The organism is Pseudomonas sp. Pse35 (assembly GCF_024519715.1).
Classification (GTDB): Bacteria; Pseudomonadota; Gammaproteobacteria; order Pseudomonadales; family Pseudomonadaceae; genus Aquipseudomonas; species Aquipseudomonas paracarnis.
Map to the genome: position 1 here is coordinate 1 of NZ_JALJRP010000056.1, position 16,914 is coordinate 16,914.

Sequence of the window (16,914 nt, forward strand, 5' to 3'; positions counted from 1 at the left end):
GTGGGGTTTCCCCATGTGAGAGTAGGTCATCGTCAAGATTAAATTCCAAAACCCCTGTCTGCTAACGCAGACAGGGGTTTTGTTTATGTAGAAGCTCATGAATTTCACCGGCACGTTGCCAACGCAACGGTCTGGTACACAGAATTTCTTGACGACCATAGAGCATTGGAACCACCTGATCCCATCCCGAACTCAGCAGTGAAACGATGCATCGCCGATGGTAGTGTGGGGTTTCCCCATGTGAGAGTAGGTCATCGTCAAGATTGAATTCCGAAACCCCTGTCTGCTAACGCAGACAGGGGTTTTGTCGTTTAGGGCGGCCCACCGCAGCAAATCTGCCTTACGGCTACCGCCTGTCGGTTTCCAACGTTAAAAGAAGATGCTTCTCACAAATTCCTAAGATTTGTCGAAGTTTGGCCGAAAGCCTGACGAGCCATGCGTGCACCGAAATAGAGCGACCGCAGAGTCCGCCTATCCCGATACATGGAATGTTCCACTCGGCACGCTCACCCCCCTTTGGCAAAAGAAGTCGATGAAATGAATCTCAAGTTCAGTCATAAAATTCTGTTGGCCGCGTCAGGCGTCGTGGTTTTAGCCTTCGCGTTATTTACCCTCTACAACGACTACCTGCAGCGCAGCACCATCAGGCAAAACCTTACGTCGTCCATCCAGCAATCCGGCGAGCTCACCGCCAGCAGTGTGCAGAACTGGCTCAGTGGTCGCATCCTGGTCCTCGAGAACCTGGCGCAGAACGTTGCCCACCAGGGCAGCGCCGCCGACCTCCCAGGTTTGGTCGATCAGCCAGCATTCACCACCAATTTCCAGTTCACCTATGTAGGTCAAACCAATGGGGTATTCACACAGCGCCCTGACGCGAAGATGCCTGACGACTACGACCCCCGTCAGCGCCCTTGGTACAAGCAAGCAGTAGTGGCGGACAAAACCATGCTTACTCCGCCTTATATGGCGGCTGTGGGCGGTCAGATCGTGACAATTGCCATGCCGGTGAAAAAGAATGGCGAGTTGTTGGGTGTTGTCGGTGGTGACCTGAGCCTGCAGACACTGGTGAAGATCATCAACTCGGTAGACTTCGGTGGTATCGGCCATGCGTTCCTGGTCAGCGGTGATGGCCAGGTCATCGTCAGTCCGGACCAGGACCAAGTGATGAAGAATCTCAAGGACATCTATCCCGGCACCAACGTGCGCATTGAGAAGCTCAATCAGGACGTTGTCCTCAACGGTCAGGATCGCATCCTTTCCTTCACGCCTATCAGCGGCTTGCCTGGCGCTGACTGGTACATCGGCCTTTCGATCGACAAAGAAAAAGCCTATGCCCCGCTGGGCAAATTCCGTACTTCGGCCTTGATTGCGATGTTGATTGCCGTTGTGGCTATTGCGGTGCTCCTGAGCCTGTTGATTCAAGTACTGTTGCGCCCGTTGACCACCATGGGCGTGGCCATGCAGGACATTGCCCAAGGCGAAGGTGATTTGACCCGACGTCTCGACGTGACCAGCAAAGACGAGTTCGGCGAAGTCGGCAGCGCATTCAACCAGTTCGTCGAGCGAATTCACGCGTCGATTTCCGAAGTGTCTTCGGCAACGCGCCAGGTGCACGATTTGTCCCAGCGTGTGATGGCTTCATCCAATGCGTCGATCATCGGTTCTGACGAACAGAGCGCGCGTACCAACAGCGTGGCCGCAGCCATCAACGAGCTAGGGGCCGCCACCCAGGAAATCGCGCGCAACGCTGCTGACGCGTCCCAGCATGCCAGTGGTGCCAGCGAACAAGCTGACGATGGTCGTAAAGTGGTGGAGCAAACCATTCAGGCGATGTCGGAGCTTTCGCAAAAGATCAGCCTGTCCTGCACTCAGATCGAAACCCTTAATGCCAGTACCGATAACATCGGACACATCCTGGATGTGATCAAAGGCATTTCCCAGCAAACCAACTTGCTCGCCCTAAACGCGGCGATCGAAGCGGCCCGTGCTGGCGAAGCAGGGCGTGGTTTTGCCGTCGTGGCGGATGAAGTGCGCAATTTGGCGCACCGTACCCAGGAGTCGGCAGAAGAAATCCACAAGATGATCACTTCGCTGCAAGTGGGTTCGCGCGAAGCCGTGACCACCATGAACGCCAGCCAGGCTTCCAGCGAAGAAAGCGTCGAAGTCGCCAACCAGGCAGGTGAGCGTCTGGTCAGCGTGACGCAACGTATCGTTGAGATCGATGGCATGAACCAATCCGTCGCGGCCGCCACTGAAGAGCAGACCGCCGTGGTTGAAACCCTCAACGTCGATATCAACCAGATCAACTTGCTGAACCAGCAGGGTGTGGCCAACCTCAACGAGACGCTCAAGGACTGCGATGCGCTGTCCCAGCAGGCCAGCCGACTGAAGCAATTGGTCGATAGCTTCAAGATCTGATCCTGACCGCATCGGAGCGAGGCCTCTCGCTCCGATCGCTTGGTCTCACGTCCAGGGTGCTATTCAGAGGAAACTGATAGCGCTCAGATAGTCGCAGCCTTTGCGTAACAGCGCCTGGCTCTTGGGTGGATAGCACATGCCCATTTTTTCCACGCCCCACCGGGCATTGTCGTAACGGATCATCGATATGTCACCGATGTCCTCGCCCAGTCCGTCCAGGTAAAAGCCCAGCACTCCGAACAACGCGTTATTGCGGCTCACTTTGCGCAGCGCCCGTTGCCAGTGTTCAATGCTTACTCGGTCAAAAGCGTGCCCAGCCTCGCTGAAGGCGTCGAGATACTGGTCCCAACTCAAGGGCAGTGGGTTGTGCAGGTTGAACACGTTTCGCCCAGGGTCAAAGCGCACGCTGTGGTAGGCGATGAAACGCGCCAGGAAGTCCACCGGCATCAGATCGAAATTGACGTCCAGTCGCGGGACCATCCCTAATTGCAGAGACCCCTTGAGCATCAACATCAAGCGGTTTTTCTGTGGCTGGCAAACGCCGTTCTGGCTGTTGAAGCTGATATTTCCCGGCCGATGAATATTGACCCAGGCCCCTTGCTCGACTGCCCGTCCTAATAGCCGCTCGGCTACCCACTTGGAGAGGTTGTAGCCATTTTTCACATAGAGCGGCAGTGCGCGTCGGGCAGGCGCTTCAAGCACGGACCCGTCGACGTCCACGCTGCTGCAGGCTGACAGCGTCGAGATGAAATTGAGGACCTTCTTGCAATGGGTCTCGCAAAGGCGCAGGCATTCCAGCACCGGCTCGACGTTGTCCTTGGCGAGTGAGGCGTAATCCATCACATGATTGACCTGCGCGGCGTTATGCACCACCACGCCGTAATGACGGGCGAGGTGCTCGTACACGTCGTCGGCCAAGCCCAGGCGAGGTTTACGAATATCGGCGGCGTATACCTGTACTCGGCTCAGGTCCAGATGTTCCAAGCGGTATTCACGCAATGCCTGGGCGAACCTTGTCGCTGCCGAATGGCCGGGCAACTCGCGCACCAGGCACGCCACGTCCTGCGCCCCGCCAGTCAGCAGTGCCTGGACAATATGAACCCCGACAAAGCTGTTCGCGCCGGTGACGATGGCTTTGCGCGAGTCTCCCGCAAGGGTCTCGGGCAGCATCTCGACCTCCAGTGCTCGCGTCGCATCTTGTTCCATCTGGTTGGATGGTGTATCCGGCAGTGCACTGCCATCCATGAGTGCGGCCAATGTGCGGATGGTCGGCGTCTCAAAAAAGGGGCTCAGGCAGAAGCTGCGGCCAAACTGCTCGCGCAGGCGTAGCAACAGGGTCGACAACAGGATGGAGTGGCCACCGAGGTTGAAAAAACTCTCATCAATCGAGAGTTCGCCTGCGGGTAATCCCAGCAGCTCACCCCACACGTCAGCCAGTTGTGCCTGCAAAGGGTCTTGTATGCGACAGCGATCCATCCCGATGGGTATGGGTATTGGCATGGCCAGCAAGGCCTTGCGATCGATCTTGCCGTTATTCGAACGGGGCATGCATGCCAGTTCGCTCCAAGCGCTGGGCTGCATATGCACCGGCAACCACTGTCGAGCATGTTCCTTCAGGCTTGCCAGCGTAGCGCCAGATTCCGGCTGGGCGGCAAAGCCGATGACTCTGTGTGCCGTATCGATCACCACTGCCACTTGGCGAAACAAGCGACTATCGCGCAAGCACTGTTCAATATCCTGAGGCTGAACTCGAAACCCGCGGATCTTGACTTGCTCATCCCTGCGGCCGCCCAGTTCGATGCCCTCTTGCGTCCATTTTGCCAAGTCGCCGCTGCGATAAGCCTGTAGCACTTGGCCATTTGGCAGTGTCAGCGCCACGAACGGATTGTCGGCCCGCGAGAGTGTATTCGAATAACCCAGGCTTACTCCGGGACCGACAATGTACAAGTCGCCCATTACCTGTTCATCCACGGGCTGCAGGTTCTCGTCGAGAATCAGCACCTGGCTGTTAGCGATGGGGAGGCCGATATTGCGATGGCTGTCACCTCGTTGGAATACCCGATGGGTCGCCAACACAGTGGCCTCGGTCGGCCCATAGAGGTTATGCAACTGGCATTGACCGGCCAGTTGTTCGATCACGCAGGGCTCGCAGAAATCACCTCCGGTCAGTAAATGAGTCATGCCCAACGGCTGATCCAGCGGCAGGATGCTGAGCAGTGCCGGTGGCACAAACCCATGAGTGACGCGTTGCTTGCGAATCAGTTCTACCAGTTGCTGAGGGTCGTGACGCTGGTCTGGGCTGGGCACAATCAACTCGGCGCCGGCGATCAATGCAGGGAAAATATCGATCAGTGAAGAATCGAAGCCCAGTGGCGAAAATTGCAGGACGCGACTGTGTTGATCCAACGCCACGCAACTGACGAGCCAGGCCGTGAAATGCGCCAGGTTGTATTGGCTCAGCAGTACCCCCTTGGGCTGGCCCGTCGTACCCGAGGTGAACAGTGCCACGCACGGCTCGTCGGCACGGGGGTGACGGTGCATCAGCGGTTGCGTCATGTCGGCGCTGTGCGCGGCCACCTGGCTCACATCAAGTGAAACGAAACGCTCTCGCAATGGGTGCTGGCCATTCTCCAGCAGCACACAGGCCTTGAGGCTGGTCAGCATGCAGTGCTGGCGTTGCTCCGGGTGGTCAGGCACCAGCGGCAAATACACGGCGCCACAGCCAAGCACCGCGAGAATACTGGCGTACAACTCGGCAGATTTCTCCAGGCATACGCCGACCACTTGTGGAGCCTCGGCATCCTCCAGCAAGGGAAGCAGGCGTTGTTGAATAGCCATGGCTTGTTGCTGGAGCTGCCGATAAGTCAGCGCATGACCGGCGATGTTCAGCACTGTTCGATGCGCGAAGGTATTGAGGCTGGCCTGCAGCCGTTCGATCATGGGCGTTCGGGCCGCGTGCAGTAAGGCAGGGGCCGCCGTGTGGTTGAACCGGTGCATGAAAGCCAAGGCATCCAGCTCTTGCAGGCCCTGTTCAGGCCAGGCGTTAGCAGCGGCCGTTGCCGAGAAATAAGCGGGGTCTCTTGAAAAACCGCAGACCAACAAAGCAGCCCACTCCACCACTGCATTCGTTGCCTGCTGACGCAACCGCTGCCCATTGCCGCTGGGCTCCCGGGCAACGTCGTGCACCGTCAGCAGGCGCCGCTCCCGGTCGTAGCAGCGTAACTGTAATGAGGGCAGCCCGTGTTCGCAGAGCGGGCCGATACCCACGCGCAAGCTTAACCATGGCGCACTGGCGGGCGAGGGCGGCAGCGGCTGACTCCCGTCTTCAATAACCAGATCCACAGACCCCGTTCCTGCCACATGCCCATATTGCTCCAGCTCCTGCCTGAGCGCCGCCAGAGCGTTACCGGTACCACGCCACTCGATCTGCAAGCGCCTCATGCCAACCTCCTCGATACGGGCAGGTAGTCGCTCAGGGCTCGTGCCACGCTGGGGGTTTGCAGTACGCCGCTGTGGTGCAGTAGGCCCATGATATTGGCCAGCAGCGGATGTTGGGGGGTGATGGGAAAGTCCAGCGCCTGGATTTCGTCGCGCAGTGCCCGGCGCGTATCGGCACTGATAGCCAAGTGTTCGATCAGTTGCAGATCGAAGTCTTTCTGTAGGTCGTTGGTCAGGTAGTGCGTCAGGAACACGGGCAGGGCTTGAGCAATGTGGTCGCGATCTTCAGAGCTTGCCGATTGCCAGTAGAGGCGCACCAACTGTGTCCAGAACCGCGCATGCCGCCCTTCATCAAACAGATGATCGGCCATCAGGCCGCGGACAGAGGATTTGACGCTGCCATCTTTGGAAAACGCTGCGACGTCATGGGTGATGGTGTTCTCAGCGATGGCGACGCCGATCAACTCTACGGCATCGTGCAAGTATGCCGGTACCTGTGCCTGGGCTGCCGGCAGCGCGCGGCCCAATTCAATTTGCCCGGGTAGATCGAGCGGTTGGATTCCGGTCATCTGCACGGCTTGCTGCAGGAAATCCAGCGCGACCAGCGCGTGATAATCCTCGTCGACAACGACCGTCATCGCATCGTAGCGGCAGGCGAGCGGGAAGGGCAGGGAGAAGCGATTTTTAGCGATGCTGCGCGCGGTTTTGTCGACGATCTCGGTTTCGAAAATCACCACGTCATTGATGAATTTATAGAAGCTTTGCACCAGCACGAAGTCGCGCCATTGCGGGCAGTGCTTGAGAAAGGTGGCACTCAACACCAGAGGCTGACGGCACAGGGGGAAGATGAGTTTGTCGTCGTCTTCCAACATCCGCCGGGGGCGTGTGCGGATGGTTGCGCGACGCTCCCAGTCGTCGGCAAAGGATTGGTAATGAGCGGCGTTCACGGACGTACCTCTTGCATCGAGGCCAGTACGTCGTCCCAGAGGGTAATACGACTCTGCACGGCGCCCAGGGCGGCGTTATCGGCCTGTTGCTGACGGCTGGGGTCTGCGTCGACCAGGCGCTGTAGCAACCGTTGCGCCGCGGGCTCGTGATCATCGCTGTCTATTTCGATATGGCGGCTGAGGTAGTGACATAGCGTAGGGGCCTGCCGACCTATGAAAGCATGGCTATGCAAAAGCCTTTCGAACATTGACGGAATCACACACTCTCGGCCATGCAGGAACGCCGCCGCCACACAGTGGGTCGGAGCGCTCAGGGCAATTTGTAAGGTGCTGTCGACGAAGCGGGCCACGCCCTGGGGCGCATCGATCATCTGCAAGGCTGCGCTTACCTCCACTCCCTGGCTTTGCAGGTCGATAAAGCGAGTGATTGCGACCGTGCTGGCGCCCACTTCCGTCATTGCGTCCAAGTACAGCTCGAAGTGGCTGCAATAGCCCCGCGTCGGGTGCTCGTCCGACTCTTCCGCCAGCACGATTTCATTAATCAGGCGGGCAGCGTGCGGGTCAGTGGAGGGGAGCCAGGGCAACTGCATGCAAGTGAGGTCCTTTTGCAGGCGTTTGGTCAGGCTCATGAAATCCCAGACAGCAAATACATGGTGTTTCATGAAGTGTTGTAACTTGCCGAGGCTGGTTATTTCTATAAATAACGGATGATCAAAAAGTTGTCGTTTTTTTTGCGCGAGTGAATGTGGGTACATGGTTGACGCCTATGAGTTGTTGCGAGTGCTCTAAAAGCAGTGTTGAAATATTATAGTTGTGAGTGCGAGAGTAACTTGAGCGCGCTCACGCGCACGGCGAGGCCCTTGCACTAGGCAGACGCAGTGGATGGAAAGGTGTGTCTTGCTGGGAAAAGATAATAAGCTGGTTGAATGTTTGAACCGGTATACAAATGTATTAGATGTTTTTCCCGATATTTATGTGTGTGGTGATTGCCCAGCTATACGTGGGATTTTGCTGCGCACTGAGTCGGCTTTAATTATGATTTGGTTCTTTGTTTTTTCTGATGGAGCAACAATCCCTGATAAGAAAGTTGCTACATCACCTAAGAATCAAGGGCAAAAGCGAAAAAACCTACTGAGTGGGTTTTTTTTCGGCGCTATCAAGGCCGCTGAGGTAGGTCGCGATCACCTCCATGCCTCGCATCAAGTGGTTACGCAGCGTCAGGATGCTCTCCTCGACCTTCTTCTGCGCTACCAGGCTCAGCAGTTCGCGGTGATCCTCCTGGGAAGTCTCCCCCAGCCCCATCGCCTCAAGGTTGAAGCGCAGGAAGCGCTCCTCCTCATTCAATCCGTGCTCGACCAAAGTGAGCAGCCGCTGGTTGGGCGCCTTGCCGTACAACACCATGTGAAACAGGCGATTGAGCCGACCAATCTCGGTGTAGTCTTTCTCGCTTTCCAGTGCGTTGATACAGGCCTCAGCTTGAGCAAGGTCCGCGTCGGTGAGCAACGGAATCGACAGGCGCAGGGCCTCGGACTCCAGCAACATGCGCAGGGCATAGGTCTCGGCCGAATTGTCCTCGATCAAGGGAGCAACGACGGCACCCTTGTGAGTCACCACATGCAACAAGGATTGCGCCTCCAGCTGGCGCAACGCTTCGCGTACCGGCATGCGACTGACGCCGAACAGGCTGGCCAGTTCTTGCTGGCGCATGGCGGTGCCACAGGGCAATCGCCCATCAAGGATGGCATTACGCAACGTTTCTTCGATAACGGAGCGCGCAAGATGGGCGGGAATAGGCCCGCTGATTTTGATGCTGCTTAATGGGTTCGGCTTCTGCGTCACGGTTGCGCTATCCTCCTTTCTTGAATAATAGTCTGGCTAATTGGATCCAAAGAACACTAAAGATGGGCCAGGTGCTTGTCAAATAGCCAAAGTTTCCGTTTGTAAGTGCTTACACAGCATACTTTGTGTCTCTCACAAGGGCGGTTATAAAAACGCCGCCTCCTGCGATGATTGCACTGTGCCATTGTTTTTTGTAGGGCCAGGCTTCACCATCCCTGGAAATTCCGTCTCTTTCACGGACTGAACATTTTGGCGGTAAGTTTTAATCCCTATCGACTGCTTTGCTGGCTTTTATCAGCAACTTTACTGGCCGGCCTGATGCTCGGCGGGCTGCGTGCCGATTGGGATTTCTCGCAAATCAGCCGCAAGGCTACCGCCGTCTACGGGCCTTTGGGTCAAGGCCAGCAGCGTATCGACGCCTGGCAGCGGTTATTGGTAAGCGAAAAACAGGTCAGCGAGCAGGAGCAGCTCAAGGTCGTCAATTTGTTCTTCAACAAGCAAATGACCTACGTGGAAGACATCGATCTCTGGCACGTTGTGGATTACTGGGAGACGCCCGTCGAGGCACTCTGGAAAGGTGCTGGTGACTGTGAAGACTACGCCATCGCAAAATATTTCAGTTTGCGTCACCTGGGCGTGTCCAGCGACAAGTTGCGCATTACCTACGTCAAGGCCCTGCGGCAGAATCGGGCGCACATGGTCCTGACTTATTATTCGAGCCCCGACGCCGTCCCACTGGTGCTCGACAGCCTGATGGATGAGATCCTGCCGGCTACCCGTCGCACCGACCTGGTCCCGGTGTACTCATTCAACGCCGAGGGGTTGTACTTGCCTGGTGCCAAAGGCAACAAAAAAGTCGGTGATACCAAACGCTTGTCGCGCTGGCAGGATGTGTTGAGAAAAATGCGTGCGGAAGGCTTCCCAGCCGAGCCTGCCAACTAGGAGTAACTGATCGGATGTCTCTGTTCAAACAGCTATTGATCGCAATCTGTCTGTTCCTGGTGGTCGCCTTCAGCGGCAGCTTCATGGTCAGCCTGGAAAGCTCGCGCACCCAATACGTCAACCAATTGCGCTCCCACGCCCAGGATGCCGCGACGGCATTGGCGCTGTCGCTCACCCCGAATATCGATGACCCAGCCATGGTGGAGCTGTTGGTCAGCTCGATCTTCGACAGCGGTTACTATGCCAGCATCCGCGTCGTGGACCTGGCCACCGACAAAACCATCGTCGAGCGCAGCGGTATTCCCGACAACAACGGCGTGCCCAACTGGTTCGTCAAGCTGATCGGACTGGAGCCGGCGGGCGGTGATGCCCTGGTCAGCCGTGGCTGGGAACAGGCCGCACGGGTAGAAGTGGTCAGCCATCCGATGTTCGCCCTGGCCAAGCTCTGGCAAAGCGCCCTGGGTAGCCTGGGCTGGTTGCTCTTGTGCGGTGCGGTCAGCGTGGTGCTCGGTGGGCTGCTGCTGCGCCGGCAATTGAAGCCGTTGGACTATATGGTCAAACAGTCCCACGCCATTGCCCGCCGCGAGTTCCTCAGCCTGCCTGACTTGCCCCGCACGCCTGAACTGCGGCGGGTGGTGCAGGCCATGAACCAGATGGTGGAAAAGCTCAAGGCGCTGTTCCAGGAACAGGCCGAGCGTAGCGAAAAACTGCGCACCGAATCCTATCAGGACAACCTCACCGGCCTCGCCAACCGCCGTTATTTCGAGATGCAGCTCAACGCCCGCGTCAGTAACCCGGAAGAGACCAACTCCGGCTACCTTCTGCTGCTGCGGGTCAAGGACCTGGCCGGCCTCAACCAGCGCCTGGGTGGCCAGCGCACCGACCAGTTACTGCAAGCGGTTGGCGAACAACTACTGCGCCAGTGCGCGCCGTACCCGGAAACCCATAACCTCGTCACCCGTATTCGTGGCGGTGAGTTCGCCGTGCTGGCGCCGGGGTTGATGCGTGAAGAAGCGATGCAGCTGGCGCAAAACCTGGAAAGCACTTTGCTCAGCCTGCAAGCGACCGGCGCCAGTGACGTTACGCCGGTCGCCTATATCGGCCTGGCGCCGTTCAGCCATGGCGACGCGCCCCAAGCCCTGCTGACCCTGGCCGACCAGGCCCTGGCCCAGGCCCAAGCGCAGGGCGACACCAGTTGGGTGTGCCTGGACCGCAGCGCCGCCGCCAGCGTGGGAGACGATCACCATGCCTGGCACACCTTGTTGGACCAGGCCCTGACCCAGCAGCGCTTCCAGCTGTACTTCCAGCCGGTTGTCGCCAGCCAGGACCCACAATTGGTCTTGCATTACAAGGTACTGTCGCGCTTGCAGGACGAAGACGGCCACACCATACCGGCCGGGCGCTTCCTGCCGTGGCTTGAGCGCTTTGGTTGGTCCGCCCGCCTGGACCGCCTGATGCTGGAGCAGGTGCTCAAGCAGATGGCCAGCCACACCGAGAACCTGGCGCTGAATCTTTCGGCCGCAACCTTGCAAGATACCCAGGCCCTGAACCGCGTTTATGACCTGCTACGCCAGCACAGCAACCTGGGCCCGCGCCTCACCCTGGAGATTGGTGAGGAGCAACTGCCTGAGCAGCCCGTGCTGGAACAGATGACCCAGCGCCTGCGCGAACTGGGCTTCTCCCTCAGCCTGCAACGTTTCGGTGGGCGGTTCAGCATCATCGGCAACCTGGCGCGCCTGGGCTTGGCGTACCTGAAGATCGACGGCAGCTACATTCGCGCCATCGACCAGGAAAGCGACAAGCGCCTGTTTATCGAGGCCATCCAGCGAGCGGCCCATAGCATCGACCTGCCGTTGATTGCCGAACGTGTAGAGACCGAGGGCGAACTGAAGGTGATTCGTGAGATGGGGATTTTCGGCGTGCAGGGCCAACTGTTTGGCGAGCCCGCGCCCTGGAAATAATTCACCTGTAGGAGCGAGCTTGCTCGCGAAGATCGCCAACAATAACGCGCAAAACCTGATACCCCGTGGCGATTTCAGTTTTTCGCGAGCAAGCTCGCTCCTACAGGGGTAGGAGCGGTTGGATTAAATCAATCCTTTCTCGTCATCATCGATCAACTGGCTCAACCCACCCAACGCTTCCCTCGCCTGGTTACGGTCCATCAACTTGGCCTGGGCTGCCGGCGGCAGGTCGGTCACGCTGATCACCCCCTTGCGGGTCAGCACCTGGATCAAGTCATCCAGCACCCGGATCATCTCAAAGTCGCTCTGCTTGAGCTGGGCCAGGCTGGTTTCCACCACTTCGTTGGCGTACCAGGCCTGTATCTCATGGTGATCGGCCGGCAGGGTTTCAGTGGATTCGGTAAAGGCAGCGGCCTCTACGCGAACCAGCGCGCCCTGTGCATCACGTTGCACGTAAAACATAACAACCCCTCGAAAATGCGCCACAGGCGTTCAACAGCATAGGTCAACGCTGCGTGTATGGGCGTGAGTATGCGATGCGCCGTCCGCCAGGGCCAGCGACCCGTAGGCCAAAAAATCGGCCGCCTGGAAGGGCGGCCGATCAATCGCGTCTTAGGTGTGATCGATCTTGATGGTCGGGTCGGCACCACTGATCAGCGAGTTGATGCTGGTGTGGGACCAATCGTTGCCTTCCAGTTTGATCGTCACATCAGCATTGGCCAGGCCACCGGCGGCGTTGAGCTTGCCTTCACTGCTCACTTGCAGGGTCGACACACCTTCTACCGTGGTGATCTTGAGGTAATTGTCGATGGTGCTGTCGGTTTCACCTTTCAACAAATCGCGCAGGTCAATGCGGTCGCCTTCGGACGCCTTGAAGTCCTTGATCACATCGTTGCCGATGTCGCCCGCCTTCCACACGAAGGTGTCGGCCCCCGAGCCACCGATCAGGATGTCGTTGCCCTGGCCGCCAATCAACGTGTCGTTACCCGTGCCACCCAGCAGGATGTCATTGCCTTTGCCGCCGTCCAGAAGGTCGTTGCCGCCCTGGCCGAACAGGATGTCATCGCCAGCCCCGCCCAACAGTGTATCGCCGGCATCTTTGGCGCCGGAGACGTCGAAGTCCACATAGTGCTCGGTGACGTACTGGTGAACGTTAGAGGCAGTCACTGCCGAGACAGCCACGCCGGTCTTCTGTGCGACAAAGGCCTGCAGCGCGTTGTAACCCTCGCCATTGATCCCGCTGAAGCTCACCAGGTCGCCGAAGAGGATGTCGTTGCCGTCGCCACCGCTGACGGTGTCCGCGCCCGGCAACGTCGCCTCTGTGTGGCCGAGGATAGCGTTGGCCAGGTCCTTCGGATCGATGTTGGCCTGTGGCTTGCCATCGCTGTCGTACGGTGCCAACTGATTCAGGCTGACCCCACTGTTGAGGCCGATGGCTTCTACGCCACCTGTGGACAGACCTTTAAGCAGTGCGAACGCGCTGTTGGAGTTGAGGGTGGTGGAGTAGTCGGTATCGTAGCCGAGGCCGCCTTGCACCGATATTTCATAGGTGCCATCCCCTTGGGCGTGGATGATTCCCTTGTTGTACCCCCAGCCGTAAGACCAGAGGGTTACCTTGCCGGCAGAGTTGATATCAAGGTAGTTATTCGAATCGATGTTGATCCGGGTGGCGGTACCTATGGTGTAGTTGTTCATGGTGACGACATCATCGAGCCTGACGTTGCCGTACAAGTATGGGTTGGTCTGCTCGGACGCTTGGTAAAACGTCGGCTGACCATCGGTGATGAAGTACGTTGTATTGATAGCGCCAGTGTTGCCAGTCGCCTGGGCACTCTTGAAGAAGTTGGCCGCGGCCTTGAACACGTCTTCGTAGTTGGTCCCGCCGGTAGACACCATGGAATCCAGGACTTTCTGCAGCGAGTCCAATGCACCTGGGTCTTTCAGGTTGACTGTCACCGTGCGATTGACCTGGTCGCTGAAATCCGCCAGGAAGATATTCACAGTGCCAGAAGTGCTGGCGCCGATACTGTTTTTCAGCGAGTTGAACGTGGTGGTCAGCGAGGTTTTTGCCGCTGCTATCGAGTCCGCACCCATACTGCCCGATGTATCGATCATGAACGCGATGTTGTAGTTCTTGCCCTGCACCACGTTCAAGCCGGCGACGTCGGCCACGACAATGTCGTTGCCATCGCTGCCATTGATGGTGTCGCTGCCCGAGGTGCCGGTGACCGAATTGTAGGTCGCTGGGTGCACCGTGACGGGCAATTGCGCGGTGGTGGTCGCTGAACCGCCGATGCTCTCGGTGGACGTCGAAGTGACCGTCAGGTTGAACTGACCGCTGTAGTAGGTCGGCGGCTTGATGGTCAGGGTGTTCAGGTCCCAGCCCGTGACATTCACTTCGCCCACGGTTTTACCCGCAGTAAAGGTGTGCCCAGACGCGTCGGTCAGTACCGAGCCTGCCGGAATGCCGCTGATCTTCACGCTCAGGGTTTCGGAGCCGTCGGTGTCGGTCAGCGCGGTGGTGACCTTGGACAATTTGACCGTGCCGTTTTCCTGGCCTTCGTTGAGCTTGTAGCCCACGTAGTAACCGTCACCGTTGCTGCCATGCAGGTCGGATACGGTGACGCCGGCGTTGGTCAGGTCGGTAAGGCCGGTGTACAGCGGCACGGTGCTGGTGCTCAGGTTCTGCACCGCCCCGCCGTTGACCGACAGGTTGACGTCAAAGCTGCCAGGCCCCGCTTGGTTGGCCTGGTAGATCTCAAGGCTGTAGTAACCAGTGGTCGTTGGCGTGAACGAGCCGCTGAACTTGCCGCTGTTGGTACCCCACAAACCGCTCGCAACGTCTTTACCGCCAACGTTGACCACCACGCTGTCATCCGCGATACCGCTGAAGGTGTAGCTCTTGCCCGCTTCCATGTAGATCAGGCCGGAGATCTTGGAACCAGAGCCAGCGGCCACGTTGTCGACGGACTCGACGTTGGTCACCACAGAGGTGCTGTTGGGTGTGCCCGCGTTATCGATGGCTTTTTTCAGCACGTCCGGTGCAGCACCGTTGCCGTTGTTGCCGAGGCCGGCGATGCTGTTCCAGCCCTGTTTGACCAGGCCGGTCGAGGCAACGTTGTTGTCGGCCACGCTCAGGGTCGGTGCGTCGGCCACTGGGGTGATATCGACTTTCACCGTAGCGCTGGTGCCCAGGTCCTTGCCATCGGTTGGCTGGAACTTGAACTGCGCGTAATCCGCCTGCTTGTTACCCACGCCAGTGCCGCCGTAACCGTCGGCGCCGGACTCGTTGGCGTTCGGCATAAAGCGCAGTTGGCCGCCATCGATCTGGGCCTTGGTAAAGGTCTGGCCGCTGGTCACGTTGGTCCAGGTGCTGCCGTCCGCCGCAAGGTATTGCAGCTTGCCGGCTACTGGCAGGTCGGTGATTTTCACCCCGAGGCTGGCTTGTGGCGAGTCCACATCGCTCACGCCGAAGTTGGCCCAGGTCAGGGCCAGCGCCGTGTCTTCCGTACCGGTCACAGCACCGCCAGTGGCCACTGGTGCATCGTTGACCGCTACCACGTTGACGGTGGTGGTGGCCACGTTGGAGTAGTTGCCGCCATCGGTCACCGTCACGGTGATGGTGCGCGGTGTGGTGCTCGGGTCGTGGCTGTTGTTGGTGAACGTGATGTTCTGGATACGTTGCATGTAGTCAGCCAGCGTTGCGCTGCCGGACAACGTCAGGGTAATAGTGCCCGTCTGGTTGTTGGTGCTGACGCTGATGCCATTCACGCTATTGCCCAGGTTCAGGGCATCACCGGCCTGTGCGTTGGTCAGCGTGACCGTCGCGCCCGTCAGCAGTGTGCTGTCTGGGTCAGTGATCTTGATATCCGTATCGGCGATCGACACGCCCGGCCCGGCGGTACCCTCGGTAAATGTCGTCTTGTAATCGGCACCCGTGGCGCCGCTGGAGTTGTTGGCATCCAGGTCGATCACCGGCGGCGCATCGTTGTCGAGGATGTTGGTGGTGACGGTGCCTTTGTCGATCACCAGGTTCTCGAAGTTGCCTCCGGTGACCTTGTCGATGGTGATAACGATCTGTTCCGTAGGCTCGGTGATCTTGTCGTCGAGCGTGCGGATATCAAACGGCACGCTGCTGGAGCCTGCCGGGATCTTCACGGTGTACACGCCGGTGAAGTCCGAACCGTCAGTGGCGGTGCCGCTGTATTTGAGCGTCACGGTTACGTCGGTTTGCGGCGGGTTGGTCAAGGTCAGGGTGTAGTGGGCTGTGCCACCTTCAGTGACCGAGCCATCGCCCGTTATGCTGATTTTGGTATCCGTCACTACATCCGTGACCTTGGTGACCGCGGGGCTGGCGTCAACAATCAGATGCTCGTACTTGTCGCCACCGCTGACCACGCCGGTGATCTTGGCGCTGACATCATTGGCGCCGACATAGGCATCGTTCGGTGCGGTAGCTGTCGTGAAGCTGGTGGACTTGCCACTGCCGATGGTGATGGTCGAGCCGTTATCCAGCCTTACCACCAAGTCGGAGCCCACGTTGTTCACGGCCGCGCCGTTCTTGTCGACCAGGGACGCGGTGTAGACGATCTGCCCGCCTTCGCTGACCGAACCGGTGGCCTTGAGTACCACGGTCACGTCGTCGATGGTGTCGTTGATGGTGGTCGTGGCGCCCGCAGGTGTGATGGTCACCCCCTCGAAATTGCCGCCGGTGGTGCCGGTGATCTTGACGGTCTGGGTGCTCTTGTCGATGAACACGTCATCGGTAGGCGCCGGGACGGTCACCGTGCCCATGGTCTCACCTTGCTTGATGGTGATGCTCGAACCGTTGTCGAGCTGGACCAGCATGTCGCTGCCGGCCTTGTTGCTCAAGGTGGCGGTGTAGGTGATCTGGCCGCCTTCGTTGACCGCGGTCGGGGCAGTCAAGGTGACGGTGGTCAGGTCGGTGGAGCCTGGTGTGTCGGTGACGGTGGTGTTCACCGCCGTCGTGCCCGGCACGAGGTTCTCGAAATGCTCGCCACCGGTCACGCCTTTGATGGCGGTGGTGACGGTTTGGTCGCCTTTGTAGACGTCGTTTGGCGCTACGGTGGTGATGGAACCGCTCGACTGATTCACACCGATGGTGATGGTTTTGCCATTGTCCAAGGTGACGGTCAGCGGATTGGTGATGTTGGTCACCGCTGCGCCGTTTTTATCCACAAGGCTGGCGGTGTAGACGATGTTGCCGCCTTCGCCAACGGTGGTGGTGGCGGTCAGAACTACATCCACCTTGTCGATGGTGTCGTTGATCGTGGTGGTTGCGCCGTTGCCTGCCACTTCCAGTTTTTCGAAGTTGCCGCCGGAAGCGTCGGTGATCTTGACGGTCTGAG

At 58.5% G+C, this 16,914-nt stretch carries 8 protein-coding genes, 1 rRNA gene and 1 pseudogene; 4 read left to right on the forward strand and 6 right to left on the reverse strand.

Going from position 1 to position 16,914, the window contains the following annotated elements; genetic code table 11:
• The first annotated feature begins 147 nt into the window (after window positions 1-147).
• Both rrf and OC445_RS26350 read left to right on the forward strand, forming a co-directional pair.
• Window positions 148-263 (forward strand): 5S ribosomal RNA (gene rrf / locus OC445_RS26345).
• Between the two features lie 274 nt (window positions 264-537).
• Window positions 538-2,418, forward strand: a complete 1,881-nt coding sequence (locus tag OC445_RS26350) for a methyl-accepting chemotaxis protein (RefSeq protein ID WP_034125396.1) — start codon at window positions 538-540, stop codon at window positions 2,416-2,418.
• Between the two features lie 63 nt (window positions 2,419-2,481).
• Here OC445_RS26350 and OC445_RS26355 read toward each other — a convergent pair whose 3' ends face one another.
• The 4 genes from OC445_RS26355 to OC445_RS26370 form a co-directional block, all read right to left on the reverse strand.
• Window positions 2,482-5,859 (reverse strand): amino acid adenylation domain-containing protein, encoded by a 3,378-nt coding sequence (locus OC445_RS26355; RefSeq protein WP_198791799.1) that lies wholly within the window; start codon window positions 5,857-5,859, stop codon window positions 2,482-2,484.
• A complete protein-coding gene (locus tag OC445_RS26360) occupies window positions 5,856-6,803 on the reverse strand; it encodes a diiron oxygenase (RefSeq protein ID WP_198791800.1) in 948 nt (315 codons plus the stop codon). The genes OC445_RS26355 and OC445_RS26360 overlap by 4 nt, the downstream gene beginning before the upstream one ends.
• Window positions 6,800-7,558 carry a DUF3050 domain-containing protein gene (locus OC445_RS26365; protein WP_054922566.1) on the reverse strand — a complete coding sequence of 253 codons (759 nt, stop codon included), beginning with the start codon at window positions 7,556-7,558 and terminating at the stop codon, window positions 6,800-6,802. The genes OC445_RS26360 and OC445_RS26365 overlap by 4 nt, the downstream gene beginning before the upstream one ends.
• 373 nt (window positions 7,559-7,931) lie before the next feature.
• On the reverse strand, window positions 7,932-8,642 hold the full coding sequence (locus tag OC445_RS26370) for a GntR family transcriptional regulator (RefSeq protein WP_262020440.1): 711 nt from the start codon (window positions 8,640-8,642) through the stop codon (window positions 7,932-7,934).
• A 318-nt stretch (window positions 8,643-8,960) separates the two neighbouring features.
• On the opposite strand from OC445_RS26370, the gene lapG reads away from it, so the two are divergent.
• Both lapG and lapD read left to right on the forward strand, forming a co-directional pair.
• Complete coding sequence (lapG, locus tag OC445_RS26375; RefSeq protein ID WP_371264164.1) at window positions 8,961-9,584, forward strand: cysteine protease LapG; 624 nt, start codon at window positions 8,961-8,963, stop codon at window positions 9,582-9,584.
• Window positions 9,585-9,598: 14 nt separating this feature from the next.
• Window positions 9,599-11,545 (forward strand): cyclic di-GMP receptor LapD, encoded by a 1,947-nt coding sequence (gene lapD / locus OC445_RS26380; RefSeq protein WP_034125402.1) that lies wholly within the window; start codon window positions 9,599-9,601, stop codon window positions 11,543-11,545.
• Between the two features lie 123 nt (window positions 11,546-11,668).
• Here the strand turns inward: lapD and OC445_RS26385 are convergent, their stop codons facing one another.
• Complete coding sequence (locus tag OC445_RS26385) at window positions 11,669-12,007, reverse strand: hypothetical protein (RefSeq protein WP_054896857.1); 339 nt, start codon at window positions 12,005-12,007, stop codon at window positions 11,669-11,671.
• 150 nt (window positions 12,008-12,157) lie between these two features.
• Window positions 12,158-16,914, reverse strand: a pseudogene (locus tag OC445_RS26390) (LapA family giant adhesin); the annotation flags it as partial.

Excerpts from the sequence above, each read along its gene's own strand:
- OC445_RS26350 (WP_034125396.1), top strand. The coding sequence starts at position 538 with ATGAATCTCAAGTTCAGTCATAAAATTCTGTTGGCCGCGTCAGGCGTC.
- OC445_RS26355 (WP_198791799.1), bottom strand. The coding sequence starts at position 5,859 with ATGAGGCGCTTGCAGATCGAGTGGCGTGGTACCGGTAACGCTCTGGCG.
- OC445_RS26365 (WP_054922566.1), bottom strand. The coding sequence starts at position 7,558 with ATGTACCCACATTCACTCGCGCAAAAAAAACGACAACTTTTTGATCAT.
- lapG (WP_371264164.1), top strand. The coding sequence starts at position 8,961 with ATGCTCGGCGGGCTGCGTGCCGATTGGGATTTCTCGCAAATCAGCCGC.
- lapD (WP_034125402.1), top strand. The coding sequence starts at position 9,599 with ATGTCTCTGTTCAAACAGCTATTGATCGCAATCTGTCTGTTCCTGGTG.
- OC445_RS26385 (WP_054896857.1), bottom strand. The coding sequence starts at position 12,007 with ATGTTTTACGTGCAACGTGATGCACAGGGCGCGCTGGTTCGCGTAGAG.